Here is a 21,928-nt window from a genome sequence, read left to right as displayed (position 1 = left end):
ACTACCCCACACCACACAGCCGCGCTGATGGCAGCACGGGCTGGGTTTCTTTTCCTCCCACATCCCATTCCAACAGCAGAGGCCCCATGTTCGCCACCCAAGTTTCCGCATGGCTGCAGCGCCGCGGCATCCACTACGGATGGATCGTCGCCGCCATCACCTTCCTGACCATGCTGACCATGTCGGCCGCGCTGGGCCTGCCGGGCGCGATGCTGCAGCCGCTGGGCAAGGAGTTCGGCTGGAGCACCGAGCAGATCTCGTCCGCGCTCGCTTTGCGCTTCGCGCTGTTCGGCCTCATGGGCCCGTTCGCCGCAGTGCTGATGGAACGTTACGGCCTGCGCGCAGTGATCTGCACCGGCCTCGCGCTGGTCGGCCTGGGCATGGCGCTGGTCACCATGGCCTCGCAGCTGTGGCAGCTCTTCGTGCTCTGGAGCCTGATGCTGGGCCTGGGCACCGGCATGACCGCGCTGGTGCTCGGCGCGGTGGTGGCCAATCGCTGGTTCGTCGCGCGTCGCGGGCTGGTCATCGGCATGCTCACGGCGAGTTCGGCGACGGGGCAACTCGCCTTCCTGCCGTTCGCCGCCTGGATGATCGAGCATTGGGGCTGGCGCTCGGCCATCGTGCCGATCGTGATCGGCAGCGTGCTGATCGCGGTGCTGGCGTTGTGCCTCGTGCGCAACCGGCCGTCGGATGTCGGCCTGCTGCCCTACGGCGAGAAGCCCGGCACCCAACCAGCCGCACCGGCCGCGCCCGTGGCGATGATGAATTTCGCCACGCCGTTCCGCGTGCTCAAGGAAGTTGCGACCAACCGCACCTTCCTGATCCTGGCGGCCACCTTCTTCATCTGCGGCCTGAGCACCAACGGCCTGGTGCAGACGCATTTCATCTCGCTGTGCGGCGACAACGGCCTGGGCGCCGTGCCCGCCGCTTCCGTGCTCGCGATGATGGGCGCCTTCGACTTCGTGGGCACCATCCTCTCGGGCTGGCTCTCGGACCGCTACGACAACCGCAAGCTGCTCTTCTGGTACTACGGCCTTCGCGGCCTGTCGCTGTTCTGGCTGCCGCACTCGGAATTCACGATCTATGGCCTCGGCCTCTTCGCGATGTTCTACGGCCTCGACTGGATCGCCACCGTGCCGCCGACCGTCAAGCTCGCGGGCGCGACCTTCGGTCCCGCCAAGGTGGGCCTCGTGTTCGGCTGGATCTTTGCCGCGCACCAGTTGGGCGCCGCCACGGCCGCGTACGGCGCGGGCTTTGCGCGCACGCTGCTCCTGACCTACACGCCCGCGCTGTACGCAGCCGGTGCCGCCTGCCTCGTCGCGGCGGTGATCGTGATGATGATCCGCCGTCCGGCAGCCAAGACCGGCGCGCCAACTACGCCCGCAGCCGCCGCGGCACGTGCCTGATCGTTCACCCCGATCACCTGAAAGCCCCGCCATGACCACCCCCGCCAAAGGCGAACTCGATCCGCGCACGCGCCGCCTGCTCGAGGCGCCGATCGTGCCCACGCTGCTGCGCCTCGCAGCCCCCAACGTGCTCGTGATGGTGGCGCAGGCCTCCGTCGGGGTCATCGAGACCTACTTCGTCGGCAAGCTCGGCACCGACGCGCTCGCCGGCATGGCGCTCGTGTTCCCGATCGTGATGCTGATGCAGATGACCTCCAGCGGCGCCATGGGCGGCGGCATCGCCTCGTCGATCGCCCGCGCGCTCGGCGCGCGCCGCCGCGACAACGCCGATGCGCTGGTGTGGCATGCGGTGGTCATCGCGCTCGGCTTCGGCCTGTTCTTTTCGCTGGCGCTCCTGGCTGGCGGACGCTGGCTCTACGGAATCATGGGCGGCACGGGCGCTTCGCTCGATGCCGCACTGACGTACTCGAACTGGGTGTTCGCGGGCGCGGTGCTGGTGTGGCTCTTCAACTCGCTCTCGGCCATCATCCGCGGCACCGGCAACATGGCGGTGCCCGCCAACGTGACGGTGGTGGGCGTGGTGTTCCTCATTCCGGCGTCGCCGCTCCTCATCTTCGGCTGGGGGCCGATTCCGGGCATGGGCATCGCCGGCGGCGCGATGGCGCTGCTGCTGTACTACCTGCTGGGCTCCATCGCGCTGATCATCTATCTGCGCTCGCCGCGCAGCCTGCTCAAGCCGACGCTGTCGGCGCTGAAGCTGCAGTGGCCGATGTTCCGCGACATCCTGCGCATCGGGCTCGTGGGGGCGGTGTCGACGGTGGCGACCAACCTGTCGATCGGCATCGCGACCGCGCTCACCGGGCACTTCGGCTCGGGCGCGCTGGCCGGCTACGGCACGGCGTCGCGGCTCGAGTACCTGCTGGTGCCGCTGGTGTTCGGCCTGGGCGCGCCGTTGGTCGCGATGGTCGGCACCTGCATGGGCGCGGGGCAGCGCGAACGCGCGCTGCGCGCCACCTGGGCCGGTGCGGCGCTGGCCTTTGCGCTCACCGAAACCATCGGCCTCGCGGCCGCGTTGTTCCCGCGTCCGTGGCTGCTGCTGTTCGGCAACGACCCGGCAATGCTGGAGACCGGCGCGCACTACCTGCGCGTGGTGGGGCCGCTCTACGGCTTCTTCGGCGTGGGGCTGGTCCTGTACTTCGCTTCGCAAGGCGCGGGCCGCCTGCTGTGGCCGGTGCTTGGCAACATCGCGCGGCTCGCGGTGGCGGGTACGGGCGGCTGGCTCGCGCTGCGCTGGGGCGGCGGGCTCACCGGCGTGTTCGCGGCGCAGGGCGTGGCGCTGGTGGTGTACGGCATCGTGATCGCATCGGCGATCGCGGGCGGCGCATGGTTCGGCCGCGTGGGCTGGCCGCGCACGCCAACCGGATTGCTGCGCCGGGTGGCACAGGTCTGAAACAGTTTTCCACGCACCGAAAGGCTCCCCATGCAAATCAAGGACTCCGTCGTCTTCATCACCGGCGCCAACCGAGGACTCGGTCTGGCCTTTGCGAAGGCTGCGCTCGCGGCGGGTGCGAGCAAGGTCTATGGCGCCGCGCGCGACCCGAAGAGCATCACGCTGGTCGGCGTGACGCCGGTGCCGCTCGACGTCACGCAGCCCGCGCAGATCGCCGCGGCGGTGGCCGCATGCGGCGATGTCACCCTGCTCGTCAACAACGCCGGCATCTCGCGAGGTTCGAACCTGCTGGGCGAGAACGCGGTCGATGCGGCGCGGGCCGAGTTCGAGACCAACTTCTTCGGCCCCTGGGCGCTGACAAAGGCCTTCGCGCCGGTGCTCGCGGCCAACGGCGGTGGCGCGGTCATCAACGTGCTGTCGGTGCTGAGCTGGATCACCTTTCCGGGCGTGGCGACCTACAGCGCCACGAAAGCGGCGACATGGTCGCTGAGCAACGGCCTGCGCAACGAACTGGCCGGGCAGGGCACGCAGGTGACCAGCCTGCACGTGGCCTTCATGGACACCGACATGGCCGCGCACGTGCCGGGCGCCAAGGCGTCGCCCGATGACGTGGCGCGCCAGGCGTTCGCGGGCGTGGAGGCCGGCAAGCCCGAGGTGCTGGCCGACGAGGTCACGCGCCAGGTCAAGCAGAGCCTGTCGAGCGAGACGCCGGCTTATGCGGCAGCGCCCAAACCTGCCGCGACCTGAACGGCGCTCCCAAAGAAAAACCCGGGCACCTGGCCCGGGTTTTTTCGTTCTGGTCGATCAGTTGCGGTACGGATTGTTGGGCCGGCGGTCGTAGCGGTTGGGCACGCCGTCTCCGTCGTTGTCCCGGCGGCCACCGTAGTGGCGGCGATCGTCCCAGCGGCGGCCGTGGTCGTAGTGACGGCCATCGCGGTAGTAGCCCGGGTGGTAGTGGCGCGGCGGCGGCGGTGCGTAGTAGCGGCGCGGGGGCGGCGGTGCGGGCACCACGTACACCTGGGCCTGGATGAAGCGGCCGCCGGTCTGGGCTTGCGCCGGTGCGCTGAGTGCAGCCAGCGACACGAGGGCGGCGGCGGCGAATGCGAAAGTGAGCTTTTTCATGGCAACTCCAGTGGAGTGGTTGGAAGCCTCATCGTCGTTGCCTTGTGTGAACCTTGTGTAAGGCTGAGGCGAAATCGGATGAAGAGCTGTAAGCAGCCCGTAGACGTGTGACGTCGGGTGGGCATGCCACGATGCTAATGCGCGGTGCGCCCGTCGGGCGTTGTCGCGGGTGTGCCGTTGGTTGTAGGCCGAGAGGCCGTGTGCATGTCCGCGTGCCTGCGTGCGCTCAGGCGCGCGGGGCGGGCAGCATGCGGCGCAGCGCCTCGAAGAACAGGTCCGATTGCTCGCGTTCGCCCTGGATCTGTGCCGCCACATGCGCGGCCAGCTTCGCATCGACGGGCGCGACCGGCCGCCCGGTCGACTGTGCGATCACCTGGTGCAGGCACGCCCGTTCGAGGTAGTACAGATCGTCGTAGGCATGCGCGATGGTGGCGCCCGCGACGATCACGCCGTGATTTGCGAGGAAAGCCACATCCTTGCCGGCCATCGCGCGGGCGATGCGCTCGCCCTCGGCGTCGTCGAGTGCGAGGCCGTTGTAGACCGCGTCGATCGCGATGCGGTTCATGTAGCGCATCGCGTTCTGGCTCGCGGTCGGATCGAGTGCGCGGTCGACCGTGAGCGTGAGCGCGGTGGCGTAGGGCATGTGGCAGTGCAGCACGACCGCGTGGCCGGTGAGCCGGTGCACCGCGCCGTGAATGAAGAGGGCGGTGGGCTCCACGCGGTGGCGGCCGGCAAGCACTTCGCCGTGCACGTCGATCAGCACGATGTCGTCGGGGCCGATCTCGCTCCAGTGCAGGCCGCGCGGGTTGATGAGGTAGCGGTCCTGCGCACCCGGCAGCATCACGCTGAAATGGTTGCACACACCTTCCGACAACCCGTGGTGGGCGGCGGCGCGCAGGGCCAGCGCGAGGTCTTCTCGCAGCTTGCGGACGGCGGGGCTGGCGTAGGCTGAATCTGCGGACATCGTGTCTCCTTCTTTTTTCTTGTGGACCGTCGCTGAATTAGGCGTGCGTGGTGCCCGTCCAGGCCGCGATGAATTTCTTCGCATCGTCGCGCACGGCCGCAGCCTGCTTGCCCGGCTTGTAGAGCGCGGAGCCGATGCCGAAGCCCGCAGCACCGGCCGCGCGCCACTCACTCATGTTCAGTGGCGTGATGCCCCCCACGGGCATCACGGGCGTGCCGGCCGGGAGCACCGCAAGCAACGCCTTCACCACCGCGGGCGAGGCCAGTTCGGCAGGGAAGAGCTTGAGCCCGGTGGCGCCGGCCGCAAGCGCGCCGAAGGCCTCGGTCGGCGTCATCACGCCCGGCAAGCAGACCATGCCGAGCTTCACGGCCTCGGCGATGACCGCGGCGTTGAAGTTGGGCGAGACGATCAGTTCGCCGCCGGCCGCATGCACGTCGCGCACCTGCTGCGCATCGAGCACCGTGCCCGCGCCGACCAGCGCTTGCGGAAAACGCTTGCGCATGAGCGCGATGCTGTCCAAAGGCTGCGGTGAATTGAGCGGCACTTCGAGCAGCCGGAAGCCGGGGTCGACGATGGCGTCACCGACATCCGCGGCCTCGGCGGGCGTGAGGCCGCGAAGGATGGCCACGAGCGGCAGGTCGCGCACCGCGGCGTTGAATTTTTCGAGAGGCGTGGTCATGGCTGGATCTGGTTGCTGTCTGCTGTGAGAAAGCCGGACAGCGCATGCAGTCCGGCCCAGGTGGCCTCGGCGCCGAGCGTGCGCGTGGCAACGCCGGCGGCGCGCAGGGCCAGGGTATAGCGCTCGGTGAGCACCGGCGAGCCGATCAGCACCACTTCGCCGACGGCCTGCAGCGACTGGGTGCGCAGCTCTTCACCGATGAGAAGACCTGAGAGGTAGCTCGACAGCTCTTCCTTCGGCATGCGCTCGAACAGTGCGAGCGTGCGCGCGCCGAAGGCGTTGTGCAGCAGGCCGTGGCCGTTCTCGGATTGGGTCACGCCCTGAAGAAACGCCGCTTCGTCGAGCGGCGCGGCGGCATCGAGCGTGCGCGCGAGGATCGAGTGCTGGCTCAGCAGTGCGTAGAACTCGCCCGTCATGCAGGTGCGAAAGCCCGCGACGCGGCCCTTCCGGACGGTGGCCCACTTGTTGTGCGTGCCGGGCAGCACGAAGAGGCCGTCGCTCGCGCCGGTGAGCGCCATGGCGCCGAAGATCTGCACCTCTTCGCCGCGCATCACGTCAGGCACGCCGTCGTGCTCGTCGCTCAGGCCCGGCACGATGGCAATGCGCGCACCGGGAATGGCGTCGATGCGGATGATCTTGCGGCCCACCTCGACGCGGCCCGCGGGGCAGGCGCAGTACGGCGCCTCGACCCAGCCCTGTTTGCTCCCGGCCATGCCGGAGATGAGGCAGTGCGCGCCTTCGAGGCGCATCCAGTCGCCGAACAGCGCTTCGAAGACGGCGGGGAACCCGCCTTCGGGCACCTTGAGGATGCCGCGCGCATCGCTGCGCTCTTCCAGTACCTTGCCGTCGGCGTCCAGCAGGGCGCCGCGCAGCGAACTTGTGCCCCAGTCGATTGCTACCAGTCTTGTCATCTCAGTGATTGTCGCGCGGCACGAAAGCCCCCCTTCGTCCGCGCAGGAAATCGAGATCCGCGCCCTGGTCGGCCTGCAGCACCGTGTCGACGTAGAGCTTCCAGTAGCCCGAATCGAGCGGCGCCTTCGGTGCGACCCATTTCTCGCGGCGCTTCGCCAGCTCTTCGTCGCTCACATGCAGATGCAGCTTGCGGTTCGGCACATCGAGCTCGACGATGTCGCCGTCCTGCACCAGCGCGAGCGGCCCACCCGCCGCCGCTTCGGGCGCCGTGTGCAGCACCACCGTGCCATAGGCAGTGCCGCTCATGCGCGCATCGCTGATGCGGACCATGTCGGTGATGCCCTTGCGCAGCACCTTGGGCGGCAGCGGCATGTTGCCGGCCTCGGCCATGCCGGGGTAGCCCTTGGGGCCGCAGTTCTTGAGCACCATGATGCAGTGCTCGTCGATGTCCAGGTCCTCGTCGTCGATGCGCTTGTGCAGGTCGTCGGCGCTTTCGAACACCACCGCGCGGCCCTTGTGCACCAGCAGCTCGGGCATGGCCGCGCTCGGCTTGATGATCGCGCCGTTGGGTGCGAGGTTGCCGCGCAGCACGCAGATGCCGGCCTTGTCCTTGAAGGGCTCGGCCAGCGGGCGGATGACCTGGGGCCCGTAGTTCTCGGCGTCCTTCACGTTGTCCCACAGGCTCTGGCCGGTGACGGTGAGGATGTCCTTGTGCAGGTGCTGGGCGATTTCCTTGATGACCACCGGCAGGCCGCCCGCATAGCAGAAGTCCTCCATCAGGAACTGGCCCGAGGGCTGCAGGTTCACGAGGCAGGGCAGCTCCGAGGCGAGGCGGTCGAAGTCGTCGAGCGTGAGGTCCACGCCGATGCGGCCCGCGATGGCCAGGAGGTGGATCACGAGGTTGGTCGAGCCGCCGACCGCGGCATTCACCTTGATCGCGTTTTCTATCGCCTCGCGCGTGAGGATCTTCGACATGTTCATGTCCTCATGCACCATGTCCACGATGCGCCGGCCCGCCTGGCGCGCCAGCACATTGCGCCGTCCGTCGACGGCGGGGTAGGCCGCATTGCCCGGCAACCCGATGCCCAGCGACTCGACCATGCAGGCCATGGTGCTCGCGGTGCCCATCGTCATGCAGTGGCCGTGGCTGCGGTGCATGCAGCTCTCGGCCTCGAAGAAGTCCTGCAGCTTCAGCGTGCCCGCGCGCACCTGCTCGCTCATCTGCCATACGCCGGTGCCCGAGCCGAGTTCTTGCCCGCGCCATTTGCCCGAAAGCATCGGGCCGCCCGAGACGCCGATGGTCGGCAGGTCGACGCTGGCCGCGCCCATCATCAGCGCGGGCGTGGTCTTGTCGCAGCCCATGAGCAGCACCACGCCGTCGAGCGGGTTGCCGCGGATGCTTTCCTCCACATCCATGCTCGCGAGGTTGCGGTACAGCATGGCGGTGGGGCGCAGCAGCGTCTCGCCGAGCGACATCACCGGGAACTCGAGCGGAAAACCGCCCGCTTCGTACACGCCGATCTTCACCTGCTCGGCGAGCGTGCGGAAATGCGAGTTGCAGGGCGTGAGTTCGCTGAAGGTGTTGCAGATGCCGATGACCGGGCGACCGTCGAACTGGTCGTGCGGCACGCCTTTGCCCTTCATCCAGCTTCGGTAGATGAAGCCGTCGCGGTCATGGCGGCCGAACCATTGCTGGCTGCGCAGTTCGCTGGCTTTTTTCTTGGGGGGAGTGTTCATCGCTTGTCTCTCTCGATGGCCGGTTCCGGTGCAGAACCTCGAGGGTTTGCCCTGCCGAATGGCGTTTCAATCATCATATGATAGGCCTGATGAGTGAGCCGGAGCCTTGATGTTTTCGGCCGCAGGGATATCAAATTTCGCATCGCACGCATGATCAAGAACATCCACGGGCGCACGCTCGAACTGCTCGGCGAAGCCATCGTTGCCGGCCGTTACGCAGTCGGGGCGTCGATACCGCCGGAGCCGCTCCTGGGTGAGGAGCTCGGCGTCAGCCGCACCGTGGTGCGCGAGGCGATCAAGTCGCTCGCGGCCAAGGGCCTGGTCGTCACCGGCCCCAAGGTCGGCACGCGCGTGCTGCCGCAGGACAGCTGGAACTGGTTCGATCCCGACGTCATCACCTGGCAGTCGCGCGCCGGCCTCACGCCCGGGTTCCTGCGCGACCTGCAGGACCTGCGGCGCGTGGTGGAGCCTGCGGCCGTGCGGCTTGCCGCCGAACGGGCCGATGCGAAGGACATCGAGGAAATAGAAAGCGCCTTCGCGGGCATGAAGGAAGCCGTCGAGCACGGCGGCGACTACGTCACCTTCGACCTGCGCTTTCACAACGGCCTCTTGGGCGCCGCGCGCAATCGCATGCTGGCGCAGATGAGCAAGGCGCTCAATGCGCTGCTGCGCACCAGCTTCGAGATCTCGGCCGCCAAGCCCGACGGCCCCGCGCGCTCGCTGCCGCTGCACCGCGCGGTGCTCGACGCGGTGATCGCGCGCAACCCCGACAAGGCCGAGCGCGCGGTCATCCGCCTCATCGACGGCGCGCGGCAGGACATCGAAGACGTGCTTGCCTCGCGCCGGCGCCTGCCGAAGCTCAGCCGGCCGCCTCCGAAGCTCAGGGCCGGCTGAGCAGCCGGTACATGGGGCTCAGTCCGTGCGCAGCCGCAGCAGCGCGCGCACGAAGCCGTGGTCCGAGCGCGAGCGGTCGCGCCCTTCGTGCAGGTGGTCGTTGAAGTAGTCGACACGCCGCACGTCGCCCAGGCTGTGGCGGCTGCTCGCGATGAATTCCTCGCTCACCAGGATCTGGTCGAGCACATCCGGAAAGCCCTGGTGGATGTGCGAATAGGCCACGTCCTTCTTCAGCGCCGACTCGCCCTGCATCTCGTAGGCATTGAACAGCGCCACGTCGCGCGCGGCCTTGTCGTAGGCCACCTCGGAGGTGGCGGCCACGAGCTGCGTGGTCACGCTGTGCGGGTTGTCGTTGAAGTCGCCCATCACCACCAGCGGCGTGTTCGTGCCCTGCAGCAGGTCGATGACGATGCAGCGCAGGGCCGCGGCCTCGGCACCGCGCATCAGCAGCGAGCGCAGCGAAGCCATCACGCCGACCTTGCGGTCGTCGCGGTCCTCCAGGTGGTTGCCTTGCGCGTCCTGCAGGAACTTGGGGCGCTTGGACTTGAGGTGCACCGTCAGCACGTGCACCTGCTGGCCGTGCTTCATGCGCAGCGTGGCCAGGAGGGGCGGGCGCTCGAAGCGCGTGTGCGGGCCGAGGCCCGGCACGTCCACGCCGAAGCCTGGCGGGAAGTCGGTGAAGGACTGGACGTTGTCCACCTGCAGCCGCGTCGCGATGCCCACGCGCGGCGTGCCCTGCGCGCCCGGCCTGGGCTGCGTGCCCGGCGGGCTGCCGGGCGGCGGCGTGTTCTCCGCGCCCGGCACCGACACGAAGTCGTAGCGCAAGCCGCTGCGCGCGATGGCGGCCTTCAACGCCGCTTCATCCCATACCTCCTGCACCGCGAGCACGTCGGCATTGAGCGCATGGAAGCGCTCGCCGATCCAGTCGATCTTTCGCTCGTACTCGCGCTCGTTGTAGGCGTCCTGGTTCTCGTAGTACACGCGGTGGGGGTTCGCGAGATTGAGGAGGTTGCAGGTGGCTACGAAGAGGGTGGCGTAGTTGGGTGGGATGTATTGCATGGCTTGACGATTGTGTCTTGCCAGCAAAACAAGAAAAAGGCGCCCAAAAGAAAAGGGCACCGAAGTGCCCTTTTCTTTTGGGAAACGGAGAGGTTGCCCTGCCCGCAGCCGTTGTCAGCGCCCGAACGAACGGCCGCCGCCACCACCGCCGGAACGGTTGCCACCGCCACCGCCGTAGCCGCCGCCACCACCCGAACGGCCACCGCCGCCCGAGCGATTGCCGCCGTAGCCGCCACCACCGCCACCCGGGCGGCCGCGACCGCGTCCGCCACCCATGTGGTCGACGCTCGTGCGCAACGGATCCGGTTGGCCGTCACCGCCACCGGCGACCGCTTCGGCGCGCAGGTGCGCGACCTGGTTGGCCTGCGTCGGGCTGTGGCTGTTGCCGTGATGGCGCGGTTGGCGCTCGTCGTGCGGCAGATGGTTCTGTTGTTGATGCTGAGGTGCATGGTGCGGCGCGCGCGCCGGACCTTGCGGGCCACGGCCTTGCGCCGGACGTGCACCCTGGCCGCGCGGGCCTTGGCCTTGGCCTTGACCGCCGCCATTGGCGTTGCGACCTTGACCACCACCGCCACCACCACCCTGGCCGCCACGGCGTTGACCGCCGCCGCCGCCACCACCAGCGCGTTCACCGCCGCCCTGGCCGGCCTTGTTCTCGCGGATGCGCGACAGCATCTCGGTGCGTGCAGCCTTGGCGGCCGCCTGCATCACGTCACGGCTCGGCGGACGGCCAGCACCGCCCCAGATCGTCTGGCGACCCATGGCGATCGGCTCGGCGCGTTCGCCGTCTTCCGGGCCGTAGCCCTCGACGATCTGCACCGGAATCGTCTGCTTGGTGAAGCGTTCGATTTCCTGCATGAAGCCTTCTTCGTCCAGGCACACGAAGCTCACGGCCTCGCCGCTCGAACCGGCACGGCCGGTGCGGCCGATGCGGTGGACGTAGTCTTCGCTGACGTTCGGGATTTCGTAGTTCACGACGTGCGGCAGCTCGTCGATGTCGATGCCGCGGGCCGCGATGTCGGTAGCCACGAGCGCGCGGATGTCGCCGCTCTTGAAGCCGGCCAGCGCCTGCGTGCGGGCGCTCTGGCTCTTGTTGCCGTGCAGCGCCATCGCCTCGATGCCGTTCTTGGTGAGGAATTCGGCCACGCTGTTGGCGCCGAACTTGGTGCGCGTGAACACGAGCACCTGGCTCCACTTGTTCTCGTTGATGATGTGCGCGAGCAGCGCCTTCTTCTTGCCGCGGCCCACGGGGTGGATCACCTGGGTGATGCGCTGCACGGTGGTGTTGCGCGGCGTGACCTGGATGCTCTGCGGGTTCTTGAGCAGCGTGGCGGCCAGGTCGCGGATTTCGTCGCTGAAGGTGGCCGAGAACAGCAGGCTCTGCTTTTCCTTGGGCACGAGCGCCAGGATCTTCTTCACGTCGTGGATGAAGCCCATGTCCAGCATGCGGTCGGCTTCGTCCAGGATCAGCATCTGGACCTGGCTCAGGTCGAGCATGCCTTGTTGCTGCAGGTCGAGCAGGCGGCCGGGGGTGGCCACGAGGATGTCGACGCCCTTCTTGAGCTTGCTGATCTGCGGGTTCATGCCGACGCCGCCGAAGATCACGGTCGAGTCGAGCTGCAGGTATTTGCCGTAGGTACGGACGGATTCTTCGACCTGGGCCGCGAGTTCGCGGGTGGGGGTCAGCACGAGGGCGCGGATGCCGACGCCGCCGAACTTGTTGGTGGCGCTGCGGCTCATGGTGAGCTTGTGCAGCATGGGCAGCGTGAAGGCGGCCGTCTTGCCGGTGCCGGTCTGGGCGCCGCCGAGCAGGTCATGGCCTTCGAGAACGGCGGGGATGGCTTGCGCCTGGATGGGGGTGGGGGTGTCGTAACCGTGCTCGTGCACAGCCTTCAAGATGGCGGGAGCCAGCTTCAGTTCATCAAAATTCATTGGAAACAATAAGCGCCATACACGGCGCAGTGGCATCGGCCCGCTTGGCGTCTTCGTGTTGACGCCGAGCCAGTCAAGGCAGATGAAGGTCAGGGGTGGGAGCCGGAAAACCTGTTGTGAGAAAGGTCTTCTTCGTCCCCGGCAGAGAGCCGGTGTTGCGGGCAACTGGACCCGGCAACGGTGGCTATTGTCGCATGAGTCGATAATCGGTGGTTTGCCGCGCCCGAATGCGTTGTTCTGGCGCCCGCGCTTTCCCCCAATTTCCGCTACCCAAGGTAAGTATCCACAGATGGCTCAATACGTCTATTCGATGAACCGTGTCAGCAAGACCGTGCCGCCCAAGCGGCAGCTCTTGAAGGACATTTCGCTCTCTTTCTTCCCCGGCGCCAAGATCGGCGTGCTCGGCCTGAACGGCTCGGGCAAGTCCACGCTGCTCAAGATCATGGCGGGTGTGGACAAGGAATTCGAGGGCGAGGCGCTGCCCATGCCGGGAATGACGATCGGCTATCTGGAGCAGGAACCCAAGCTCAACACCGAGCACACGGTGCGCGAATCGGTCGAGGAGTCCATGGGCGCGGTGTTCGCGGCCAAGGCGCGCCTCGAAGAGGTGTACATCGCCTACGGTGCCGAAGACGCCGACTTCGACGCGCTGGCGGCCGAGCAGGCCCAGCTCGAAGCCATCATCGCCACCGCCGGTACCGATTCCGAGCATCAGCTGGAAATCGCCGCCGACGCGCTGCGCCTTCCGCCATGGGACGCGAAGATCGGCCTCCTGTCAGGCGGCGAAAAGCGGCGCGTGGCGCTGTGCCGCCTGCTGCTGTCCAAGCCCGACATGCTGCTGCTCGACGAGCCGACCAACCACCTGGATGCCGAATCGGTGGAGTGGCTCGAAGTGTTCCTGCAGCGCTTCACGGGCACCGTGGTGGCCATCACCCACGATCGCTACTTCCTCGACAACGCGGCCGAGTGGATCCTGGAAATGGATCGCGGTCGCGGCATTCCCTGGAAGGGCAACTACAGCACCTGGCTCGAGCAGAAGGGCGAACGCCTGGCTCAGGAGCAGAAGAGCGAAGAAGCCCACGCCAAGGCGCTGAAGAAGGAACTGGAGTGGTCGCGCCAGAACCCGAAGGCACGCCAGGCCAAGAGCAAATCGCGCCTGGCCCGCTTCGAAGAGCTGAGCGACATGGAATACCAGAAGCGCAACGAAACGCAGGAAATCTTCATTCCTGTGGCGGAGCGGCTGGGCCAGCAGGTGTTCGAGTTCCACGGCGTCAGCAAGTCCTTCGGCGACCGCATGCTGATCGACAACCTGAGCTTCACCGTGCCGCCGGGCGCGATCGTCGGCATCATCGGCCCGAACGGCGCCGGCAAGTCGACGCTCTTCAAGCTGCTCGCGGGCAAGGAAAAGCCGGACACCGGCGAAGTCGTCATCGGCTCGACGGTCAAGATGGCCTTTGTCGACCAGCACCGCGACGAACTCGCCAACAACAAGACCGTGTGGGAAGACATCTCGAACGGCCTGGACATCATCAACGTCGGCAAGTTCCAGATGGCCAGCCGCGCGTATGCGGGCCGCTTCAACTTCAACGGTGCGGACCAGCAAAAGAAGGTCGGCACGCTGTCGGGCGGTGAACGCGGCCGCCTGCACCTGGCCAAGACGCTGATCGCGGGCGGCAACGTGCTGCTGCTGGACGAACCCTCGAACGACCTGGACGTCGAAACCCTGCGTGCGCTCGAAGACGCGCTGCTCGAGTTCGCCGGCACGGTCATGGTGATCAGCCATGACCGCTGGTTCCTCGACCGTATCGCCACGCACATCCTCGCGGCGGAAGGCGACAGCCAGTGGACCTTCTTCGACGGCAACTACCAGGAGTACGAAGCCGACAAGAAGAAGCGCCTGGGCGAAGAAGGCGCGAAACCCAAGCGCATGCGCTACAAGGCGCTCAAGTAAGCCTCAGGCCGTTTCGGCAAGAGCGCGCGGTTCCGCAAGGGGCCGCGCGCTTTTTTCATCGTCCGCCGCAAACACCTCGCGGGCGGCAAAGAGGCCGTTCAGTGCCGCCGGGAAGCCTGCGTACACCGCCATCTGCATGATGACCTCGACCACCTCGGAGCGCGTCACGCCGACGTTCAGCGCAGCCTGGATGTGCACCTTCAACTGCGGCGCGGCATTGCCCATGGCCGTGAGCGCGGCCACCGTCGCGATCTCGCGGGCGCGCAGGTCGAGGCCGGGGCGCGAGTAGATGTCGCCGAACGGAAATTCGATCACCAGGCGGCCAAAGTCTGGCGCGATGTCGGACAGGCTTTCGACCACCTTGACGCCGCCTTCACCGTCGATCTCGTGGAGCTTGGCCAGGCCACGCGTGTAGCGCAGGTTGTCGTTGTGGCCCTGGTTCTGTGTGTTCGTCATTGCTGGTCTTTCCTTTCGGGGCAGTGCCCGATGAAGGAGGACGCTTCGTCGTCTTCTCGACCGCGCGGTAGTGGTCGATCTTGAGCGACAGCGCCTGCATGGATTGATGCAGCGCCGCCACCCGGGCCTGAACTTCGGCAAGGTGCTCCTCGAGCATCTCGCGCCGTTCGCCGACGCTGGCGTCCCCCTGGTTTCGAAGCCTGACGAAGGCCTGCATGCCCTGGATGGACATGCCGGTCTCGCGCAGGCGCAACAGGAAATCCAGCAAGTCCATGTCGGCGCTCGCATAGCGCCGCTGACCGCCCGGTGCGCGCGGCACCGCGGCAATCAGCCCGATGCGTTCGTAGTAGCGCAGCGTGTAGGCCGTGAGGCCGGTTCGCTCTGCGACTTCCGCAATGGTCAGACTGGTTTCCATGGCGTTGATTCTCGAAATTAGAGCGCGCTCTAAGTCAAGCGCTTTGTTGAACTATTTTTGCGGCTTGCAGAGGTCCGCATCGAGCCAGCCACGCAAGCTGTTGAGGAAGGCCAGCGCCTGCACCCGGGGCAGATCCTCCACCCGCACGACGGCTTCGGCAAGCTGGCCGTCATGCAGGCGCCTGGCGCGGCCGATCCCGCTCAGCAGCCCGCAGCGCAGCGGCGGCGTGACCCAGCGGCCGTCCAGCAGCAGGGCGATGTTGCCGCGCATGCATTCGGTGATCTCGCCGTGGCGGTTCCACAACAGCGTGTCGAACACGTCCGGCGCGGTGGGCGCGAAGGCCTCGTAGTGCGCGCGGCGCGTGGTCTTGAAGCGGGAGAACTCGCTGTCGGCCTCGTCGAATGCGCAGGAGGCCAATTGCAGTTGGACGCGTGACGGCGGGGCGTCCATCGCGAAGGCTTCTGCTCGGGGCAGCCCTTGCGCATCGAGCAGGAGGCGAATGCGCCACGTACCCGCTGGATGCTCGTCGATCTGCCGATGGAGGCATGCCACCACGGCCGCCTCGTTCCACAGATAGCCGAAGTGCGCAGCCGCGTTCCCCATACGCGCCAGATGTGCCGGCGCATCGCGCAGCGCGCCATCGACCAGCGCGAGGGTTTCAAGCAGTTCGAAAGACGTCATGGCCGAAGACGATACAGCCGCACGACCCCGCCCCAGAAAAGCCCGCTTGTGCCGCCACTCATCCCATTCCGCATCGGCCTGCGCATCGGCCGTGATGCCGCTGCCGATGCCGCAGCGCGCCTCGGTGCCGCGCAGCGTCACGGTACGGATCGGCACGTTGAAGGTCGCATGTCCGCCGGGCCGCACCACGCCGACAGCGCCGCAGTACACGCCGCGCGCCTCGGGCTCCAGGTCGCGGATCATGCGCATCGCGCTGACCTTGGGCGCGCCCGTGATCGAGCCGCACGGGAACAATGCCGAGAACACATCCACCAGCGAAACGCCATCGCGCACCTTCGCCTCGACATCGGAGGTCATCTGCCACACGGTGGGCAGCGCCTCGGTGTGAAAGAGCCGCGGCACGCGCACCGCGAAGGGCTGCGCGATACGCGAGAGGTCGTTGCGGATCAGGTCCACGATCATCACGTTCTCGGCGCGCTCCTTGGGCACGGTGCGCAACCGCTGCGCCATCGCCTCGTCTTCGACGGGCGTCGCGCCGCGCGGGGCGGTGCCCTTCATGGGGCGCGCGAGGATCCGGTCGCCTTGCCAGTCGAAGAACAGCTCGGGCGAGACCGACAGCACCTGCTTGTCGCCGGTGTCGATGAAGGCGGCGTAGCCGTTGGGCTGCGCGTGGCGCAGGGCCATGAACCAGTCGCGTGCATCGCCTTGGAATTCGGCCCGCAGCGGCGCTGTGTAGTTGAGTTGGTAGAGCTCGCCGTTCGCGATTGCGCGATGGATGGCCTGCATGTTCCGGTCGAAGCCGGCGCGTGAAAGGCCGGCTTGCCAATCGACAGCGGGCACAGGGCCGGGCGCTTCATCGGGCCACGGCACAGCCGCGTCATGCACGCCGAACCACGCCAGCGGCCCGTCGCCCGCATGCACCGCAAAGGCCGGGTCGAAAGCCGCGGCCGCCTCGTAGCGCAGATAGCCCACGCACCAGCGCCCCTCGCGCGACAACGCCTCGACGGCCTCCAGCACCGGCTTGACTTCTTCAGCGGTGCGCGCAACGAGCACACGCGAAGGCGCGCCGAAAGCCACGCGCAGCCGCGTCGCGCCATCGCCGCGCGGCTCGGCGAAATCGATCAGCGTTTGCAAGACCAAATCGTCAGGCGGATTCCGCGGGCTTCGGCGTCACAGGCGCTTGCGTCGCTGCCGCTTCGCCCTTCGCCGTTCCGGCCAGCACGCGCTTGCGCACTGCGTAGATGTTGTTGCGCAGCGCATAGAGCTCGTCCGCGTACGACAGCGGCACGGCCACCTTGTTGACCACGCGATCGAGGTCGTCGAGTTCCTTCAGCAGCGTGTCGCGATCGCCTGTCCTGGCATCGACCTTGCCCTCGATGTCGCGCAGCCGCGCATACCAGCGGAACACGCGCCGCCGCACGCGGAACTGGTAGAGCGGCGGAATCACGCGGCTGAGCGGCAGCATCAGCACCAGCAGGCCGCCCAGCACGAGCCACATGCGCTCGACGAGGTTGCTGGCCCAGAAGGGCAGGTAGCGCTGCCAGAACGGCGGCGTGCCGTTGATCGCGCGGTCGCCCTCGGGGCTCACCGGCAGTTCGCTGGTGCGCGTGTTCGGAAAATCGCGCGCCCGGTTGAACCAGCCCGCACCGCTGTGCACCGTCTGCGCCGATTGCGCGAACAGCTGGCGCAGGGCAGGGTGGGTTTCTTCGCGCGAGAGCAGCGAGGTGGTGGCCGCGAGCAGCGACACGTCCGATGGCGGCAGGTCTTTCGACAGATCGACCACGCCGCGCGGCAGCGTCACCGCCGAGAGGAACGGAAAGCGCCGCGAGTACGCATCGGCCTGGCCGAAGTCCATGAGCTTGATGTCGCCCGCGCGCAGCAGCCGCTGCACCTGCGGCGACTGCGGCGCGGAAGACAGCACGATCGCATCGAGCAGCCCGGCCTGCAGCGCCTCGGCGGCGGCGGCCTGTTCTAGGTTCGACAGCAGCACGTCGTCGGGCCCCAGGCGGTTGGCCTTGAAGAGCCGCTCCATGATCTCGGGCAGCCCGCTGCCGGGCATGTCGACGTTCACGCGCAGGCCGCGCAGTTGCGTGAGCGAGGTCAGCGTGCCGGTCTTCTTGTCGACCTTCAGCGCGCTGTCGGCGCGATAGAAAAGCCAGATCGGCTCGAAGAACAGGCTGCCGAGCGAACTGAGCCCCGCCTCTTCATCGGCCACCGGGTCGGCGCTCCCGCCGCGCACGAAGCCCACGTCGGCGCCGCCCTTTCGCAGCAGCTCCAGGTTCTCCGAGGAGCCCGAGGTGGGCTTCAATTCGACGGTGATGCCGTTGGCCTTGAGTGCTGTCGCATAGCGCTTGCCGAACTCCGCATAGGCGCTGCCCGTGGGACCGGTGGCCAGCGTCACATGCTTGGGCGGCTGCGGCTGCAGGTACCAGTAGGCGGCGATCAGCAGGCCGATCACGAGAAAGATGATGGGCCCGGCCGAGGCGATCAGGTCGCGGATCGACAGCAGGATCAGCTTCAGGGTTCGGGGGAACGCCATGGTGGTCCTTTCTTTGTTGTCTGTGTGTGCGTCAGGCGCGAGGCGCGGCGAGGTCGCTGGCCGAGGGAATGTGCAGGTCGCCCACCGTCACCGATTGCGCAGCACGCACGGCGCGCAGCGTGGCAATGGCCACCGCCTCCGCGGCCATGGTGCCGAGGACTGTCATGCCCGGGGCGTTGCCTTCGAGGGGCACGCGGCAGGTGGCCAGCGCGAACAGCGTGTCGCCGTCGCTCATCGTGTGCACTGGGTTGATGGCGCGCGAGAGGCCGTCGTGCGCCACGTTCGCGAGGCGGTTGGCCTGCACCTTGGTCAGCACCGCGTCGGTCGCGACCACGCCCAGCGTGGTGTTGGTGCCCGCGAGCAGCGGCTTGGGCAGGTCGCCGCGCAGCAGGGCGCGGCGGGTGTCGAGCAAGGCGGTGCCATCTTCGGTGCGCGCACCGGCCACGGGCTGCGCGGTGTTGTGGTCGAGCACGTCGCCCAGCGAATTGACCGCGATCAGCGCGCCGACGGTCACGCCGCCGACGGTGACCGACGCGGTGCCGATGCCGCCCTTCATTGCGCGGTGCACGCCGAAGAGCTTGCCCACCAGCGCGCCGCTGCCGGCGCCCACGTTGCCTTCGGCGGGTGCGGCGTTCGATGCGGCATCGCAGGCTGCATAGCCGGCCGCGGCATCGGGGCGGATGCGCGCATCGCCCATCGGCAGGTCGAACAGCACCGCGGCGGGCACGATGGGCAGGGTGCCGAAGCGCACGTCCATGCCGATGTTGCGCTCCTCGAGCCACCGCATCGCGCCCTCGGCCGCCGAAAGGCCCCAGGCGCTGCCGCCCGCGAGCATCACCGCATGCACCTGCTGCACCAGGTTGCCGGGCGAGAGCAGGTCGGTCTCGCGCGTGCCGGGTGCGGCGCCGCGCACGTCGACACCGGCCACGGCGCCTTCGCGCGCCATGACGACGGTGCAGCCCGTGGGGCGGCGGGTGTCGGAGAAATGGCCGACTTCGATGCCGGCGACGTCGGTGATGGCACCGGCGGAGTGTGTGGGGGAGGAAGTGGAAGTCGTGGCTGACATGGCGGCCGATTATGGGACCGTGCCTCTACGATAGGCGCCATGACAGTTGCAAGAAGTAGTTTCGCCCCCGAAGGCGATGCGCGGCGCCATGTGGTGGTGATCGGCGCAGGTGCGGTGGGTTGCGCCACCGCCATCGAGGCATTGCGCGCAGGCCTGCGCGTGACCCTTCTGGAGCCCGAGACGCCGGGCGGCCCTCAGGCGACGAGCTACGGCAACGCCGGCTGGCTTTCGTCGCACTCCGTGGTGCCACCCTCGCTTCCCGGCGCCTGGCGCAAGGTGCCGGGCTGGCTGGCCGATCCGCTCGGGCCGCTCGCGGTGCGCTGGCGCTACCTGCCGCGTGCGCTGCCGTGGCTGCTGCGCTACCTGGCCTCGGGCTGGACCGAGGCGCGCGTGCAGCGCACCGCCGATGCATTGCGCACCCTGCTGGCGGACGCGCCCGCGCTGCATGCGCGGCTCGCGGCCGAGGCGGGCGTGCCGCAGCTCATCGAGCAGCGCGGGCTGCTGCATGCCTACCGCTCGCGCGCCGAGTTCGAAGACGACGCGCTGGGCTGGCGCGTGCGGGGACGCGTGGGCGTTCGATGGGAAGAGTGGTCGGCCGACGAACTGCGCCGCCGCGAACCCGACCTCGATGCGCGCTACACACTCGGCATCTTCGTGCCCGAGGCCGGCCACTGCCGCGACCCGGGCGCCTACGTGGCCGCGCTGGCGCAGTATGCGGTGGCGACCGGGGCCGAGCGGATCTTCGGGCGCGCCACGGGCTTTCGCATCGAAGGCGGCCGGTTGCGCGCGGTGCGCACGAACTACGGCGACATCGCCTGCGATGCCGCGGCCATCTGCGCCGGTGCGTATTCCGGCCCGCTGGCCGCGGCCGCGGGTTCCCCGGTGCCGCTGGACACCGAGCGCGGCTACCACGTGGTGATCGAAGGCGCGGCCGTCGGTCCGCGCACGCCGGTGATGGTGGCCGACGGCAAGCTCATCGCGCACTGGATGGACGGGGGCCTGCGCGCAGCGGGCCAAGTCGAGATCGGCGGACTGGACGCAGAGCCCGACTGGCGCCGCGCGGAGATCCTGCATCGCCATCTGCAATCGATGTTTCCCGCGCTTGCGGAAACGGGCGGCACCAAGACCTTCAAGCACTGGCTCGGCCGCCGCCCGAGCATGCCCGATGGGTTGCCCTGTATCGGGCCATCGGCCACGAGCGCGGACATCGTGCTCGCGTTCGGCCATGGGCATGTGGGGCTGTGCGGCTCGGCGCGCACGGGGCGGCTGGCGGCGCAGTTGCTCGCGGGCGTCGAGCCCGAGACGCCGCTGGCGCCGTTCGACCCGGGGCGATTCAGCTAGCGGGCTCCGGCTCGATCGACAGCACCGTGAGCGCGCCGTCGACCTTGTCTGCCGTGAAGCGCACCTTGTCGCCGGGCTTCACCTTGCCGAGCAGCTCGGGATCTTTCACGCGGAAGACCATCGTCATGCCGGTCATCTCGAGGTTCGGGATGTCGCCGTGCTTGAGGGTGATCTTCTTCGCATCGGTGTCGATCTTGCGCACCTCGCCTTCGACGGCGGGCAGCGCGGCCTGCGCGAAGGCCGCCGCGGCGAGAAGGGCGGCGGAGAGGGCGGTGAGGAGTTTCTTCATGGCCATGTCCCTTCAGCGATAGCTTTGATACACGCGCGTGCTGCCATCGGCCAGCACGAGCAGCACGTCGTACGGATCGCGCTGGTCGCCGTAGGCCGGACCGTCCATGCCCGGCGAGCCCACCGGCATGCCGGGCACGGCGAGGCCGACGGCCTTGGGTTTTTCCTTCAGCAGGCGCTGCACTTCGCGCGCGGGCACATGGCCTTCGAGCGCATAGCCGCCGATCAGCCCGGTGTGGCATGAGCCCAGCTTGGCGGGCACGCCGAGGCGGGTGCGCGCGGCCGTGTTGCCTTCGTCGTGCACCTTCGTCGCAAAGCCGTTCTTGTTGAGATGCTTCACCCAGTCCTGGCAGCAGCCGCAGTTCGGGTCTTTCCAGATCTCGACCATCGGCGCGGCAGCGAAAGCGGTGAGCGGCAGGGTGGATGCGAGCGCCAGCAGCGGGGCTGCACGCTTCAAGAGGATTCGTCGTTGCATGGTGATCTCCTAGGTTCGTTCGTTTGTCAGGATTTCCTGGGCGCGGCCGCCAGCACGCGGATGCGGCCGGCCATGCCGAGTTCGAAGTGGTCTTTCACGAGGCACGCGAAGTCGAAGTCGCCGGCGCGGTTGAAGGTCCAGACCATCTCGCCGGTCTTGCCGGCGGGCACATGCACCATCCATGGATCGTCGTGTTCCATGTCCGGGAATTTCTTCATCATGGCCGCGTGGTTCGCGATCTCCGACTCGGTGCCGAGCACGAGCTCGTGCAACTCCTTCCCCTTGTTCTTCAGGCGCAGGCGGATGGTGTCGCCCTCGCGCACTTCGATGACCGAAGGCGTGAAGGTCATGTCGTCGGCCATCGCGATGTCGATGGTGCGGCGCACATCGCCGGCCTTGCCTTCGATGCCCCAGGGCTTTTGCTCGGGGGCGAGCGTGGCCGCGCCCTTCGGTTTCGGCGTGTGGTTTTCATGGGCCTGCGATGCGGTCGCAGCGGCGGCGAGCGCGATGCAGAGGGCGATGGACTTGAAGGTCTTGTTCATGAGGTGAGCTCCAAAAATG

At 67.9% G+C, this 21,928-nt stretch carries 21 protein-coding genes; 6 read left to right on the top strand and 15 right to left on the bottom strand.

Annotation, left to right across the window (positions count from 1 at the left end; genetic code table 11):
- Positions 1 to 86 precede the first annotated feature (86 nt).
- Genes GNX71_RS23180 through GNX71_RS23170 form a run of 3 tightly spaced genes read left to right on the top strand, consistent with a single transcriptional unit; the run spans position 87 to position 3,603 of the window.
- Positions 87 to 1,406, top strand: a complete 1,320-nt coding sequence (locus tag GNX71_RS23180; protein WP_206174597.1) for an MFS transporter — start codon at positions 87 to 89, stop codon at positions 1,404 to 1,406.
- 31 nt (positions 1,407 to 1,437) lie between these two features.
- Positions 1,438 to 2,856, top strand: a complete 1,419-nt coding sequence (locus tag GNX71_RS23175; RefSeq protein ID WP_206174596.1) for an MATE family efflux transporter — start codon at positions 1,438 to 1,440, stop codon at positions 2,854 to 2,856.
- Positions 2,857 to 2,886: 30 nt separating this feature from the next.
- Positions 2,887 to 3,603: an SDR family oxidoreductase gene (locus GNX71_RS23170; protein ID WP_206174595.1), complete on the top strand. Its 717-nt coding sequence runs from the start codon at positions 2,887 to 2,889 to the stop codon at positions 3,601 to 3,603.
- A 57-nt stretch (positions 3,604 to 3,660) separates the two neighbouring features.
- Here the strand turns inward: GNX71_RS23170 and GNX71_RS23165 are convergent, their stop codons facing one another.
- The 5 genes from GNX71_RS23165 to GNX71_RS23145 all read right to left on the bottom strand — a co-directional run bounded on the left by GNX71_RS23165 (position 3,661) and on the right by GNX71_RS23145 (position 8,270).
- Entirely contained in the window at positions 3,661 to 3,978 is a 318-nt protein-coding gene (locus GNX71_RS23165; RefSeq protein WP_206174594.1) for a hypothetical protein, read from the bottom strand.
- 226 nt (positions 3,979 to 4,204) lie between these two features.
- Positions 4,205 to 5,026, bottom strand: coding sequence for an aldolase (locus GNX71_RS23160; protein WP_277401808.1), 822 nt, complete (start codon positions 5,024 to 5,026; stop codon positions 4,205 to 4,207).
- Positions 4,980 to 5,621 carry a 2-dehydro-3-deoxy-6-phosphogalactonate aldolase gene (locus tag GNX71_RS23155; RefSeq protein ID WP_206174592.1) on the bottom strand — a complete coding sequence of 214 codons (642 nt, stop codon included), beginning with the start codon at positions 5,619 to 5,621 and terminating at the stop codon, positions 4,980 to 4,982. The genes GNX71_RS23160 and GNX71_RS23155 overlap by 47 nt, the downstream gene beginning before the upstream one ends.
- Positions 5,618 to 6,532, bottom strand: coding sequence for a 2-dehydro-3-deoxygalactonokinase (locus GNX71_RS23150; RefSeq protein WP_206174591.1), 915 nt, complete (start codon positions 6,530 to 6,532; stop codon positions 5,618 to 5,620). The genes GNX71_RS23155 and GNX71_RS23150 overlap by 4 nt, the downstream gene beginning before the upstream one ends.
- 1 nt (position 6,533) lies before the next feature.
- Positions 6,534 to 8,270, bottom strand: a complete 1,737-nt coding sequence (locus GNX71_RS23145; RefSeq protein WP_206174590.1) for an IlvD/Edd family dehydratase — start codon at positions 8,268 to 8,270, stop codon at positions 6,534 to 6,536.
- Between the two features lie 150 nt (positions 8,271 to 8,420).
- Between GNX71_RS23145 and GNX71_RS23140 the strand changes: the two genes are divergently transcribed.
- Positions 8,421 to 9,164, top strand: coding sequence for a FadR/GntR family transcriptional regulator (locus tag GNX71_RS23140; protein WP_206174589.1), 744 nt, complete (start codon positions 8,421 to 8,423; stop codon positions 9,162 to 9,164).
- Between the two features lie 18 nt (positions 9,165 to 9,182).
- On the opposite strand, the gene GNX71_RS23135 is transcribed toward GNX71_RS23140, so the two are convergent.
- On the bottom strand, positions 9,183 to 10,223 hold the full coding sequence (locus GNX71_RS23135; RefSeq protein ID WP_206174588.1) for an endonuclease/exonuclease/phosphatase family protein: 1,041 nt from the start codon (positions 10,221 to 10,223) through the stop codon (positions 9,183 to 9,185).
- A 114-nt stretch (positions 10,224 to 10,337) separates the two neighbouring features.
- Positions 10,338 to 12,155 (bottom strand): DEAD/DEAH box helicase, encoded by a 1,818-nt coding sequence (locus tag GNX71_RS23130; protein WP_206174587.1) that lies wholly within the window; start codon positions 12,153 to 12,155, stop codon positions 10,338 to 10,340.
- Positions 12,156 to 12,444: 289 nt separating this feature from the next.
- Here GNX71_RS23130 and ettA point away from each other — a divergent pair, with 289 nt between their 5' ends.
- A complete protein-coding gene (gene ettA, locus GNX71_RS23125) occupies positions 12,445 to 14,106 on the top strand; it encodes an energy-dependent translational throttle protein EttA (RefSeq protein WP_013542636.1) in 1,662 nt (553 codons plus the stop codon).
- A 3-nt stretch (positions 14,107 to 14,109) separates the two neighbouring features.
- Here the strand turns inward: ettA and GNX71_RS23120 are convergent, their stop codons facing one another.
- From GNX71_RS23120 to GNX71_RS23100, 5 genes are read right to left on the bottom strand one after another with little or no spacing between them, the layout of a single operon-like run.
- Positions 14,110 to 14,562: a carboxymuconolactone decarboxylase family protein gene (locus GNX71_RS23120; protein WP_206174586.1), complete on the bottom strand. Its 453-nt coding sequence runs from the start codon at positions 14,560 to 14,562 to the stop codon at positions 14,110 to 14,112.
- Positions 14,480 to 14,977 (bottom strand): MerR family transcriptional regulator, encoded by a 498-nt coding sequence (locus tag GNX71_RS23115; protein ID WP_206174585.1) that lies wholly within the window; start codon positions 14,975 to 14,977, stop codon positions 14,480 to 14,482. Before GNX71_RS23115 ends, GNX71_RS23120 begins: the two co-directional genes overlap by 83 nt.
- Positions 14,978 to 15,028: 51 nt before the next feature.
- Complete coding sequence (pabB, locus tag GNX71_RS23110; RefSeq protein WP_206174584.1) at positions 15,029 to 16,792, bottom strand: aminodeoxychorismate synthase component I; 1,764 nt, start codon at positions 16,790 to 16,792, stop codon at positions 15,029 to 15,031.
- A 10-nt stretch (positions 16,793 to 16,802) separates the two neighbouring features.
- Entirely contained in the window at positions 16,803 to 18,197 is a 1,395-nt protein-coding gene (locus GNX71_RS23105) for a TAXI family TRAP transporter solute-binding subunit (protein WP_206174583.1), read from the bottom strand.
- A gap of 31 nt (positions 18,198 to 18,228) precedes the next feature.
- On the bottom strand, positions 18,229 to 19,263 hold the full coding sequence (locus tag GNX71_RS23100; protein ID WP_206174582.1) for a P1 family peptidase: 1,035 nt from the start codon (positions 19,261 to 19,263) through the stop codon (positions 18,229 to 18,231).
- Positions 19,264 to 19,302: 39 nt separating this feature from the next.
- Between GNX71_RS23100 and GNX71_RS23095 the strand changes: the two genes are divergently transcribed.
- The gene (locus GNX71_RS23095) at positions 19,303 to 20,604 is read left to right on the top strand and encodes an FAD-dependent oxidoreductase (protein ID WP_206174581.1); all 1,302 of its coding nucleotides are present in this window, start codon (positions 19,303 to 19,305) and stop codon (positions 20,602 to 20,604) included.
- Here GNX71_RS23095 and GNX71_RS23090 read toward each other — a convergent pair.
- Genes GNX71_RS23090 through GNX71_RS23080 form a run of 3 tightly spaced genes read right to left on the bottom strand, consistent with a single transcriptional unit; the run spans position 20,597 to position 21,909 of the window.
- On the bottom strand, positions 20,597 to 20,893 hold the full coding sequence (locus GNX71_RS23090; protein ID WP_206174580.1) for a copper-binding protein: 297 nt from the start codon (positions 20,891 to 20,893) through the stop codon (positions 20,597 to 20,599). The two genes, GNX71_RS23095 and GNX71_RS23090, sit on opposite strands and share 8 nt — an antisense overlap.
- A gap of 12 nt (positions 20,894 to 20,905) precedes the next feature.
- The gene (locus GNX71_RS23085; protein ID WP_206174579.1) at positions 20,906 to 21,367 is read right to left on the bottom strand and encodes a DUF411 domain-containing protein; all 462 of its coding nucleotides are present in this window, start codon (positions 21,365 to 21,367) and stop codon (positions 20,906 to 20,908) included.
- A 26-nt stretch (positions 21,368 to 21,393) separates the two neighbouring features.
- Positions 21,394 to 21,909: a cupredoxin family protein gene (locus GNX71_RS23080; protein WP_206174578.1), complete on the bottom strand. Its 516-nt coding sequence runs from the start codon at positions 21,907 to 21,909 to the stop codon at positions 21,394 to 21,396.
- Positions 21,910 to 21,928: the final 19 nt, after the last annotated feature.

Source organism: Variovorax sp. RKNM96 (genome assembly GCF_017161115.1).
Lineage (GTDB): Bacteria > Pseudomonadota > Gammaproteobacteria > Burkholderiales > Burkholderiaceae_C > Variovorax.
This window is presented reverse-complemented; position numbering and strand designations above follow the sequence as displayed.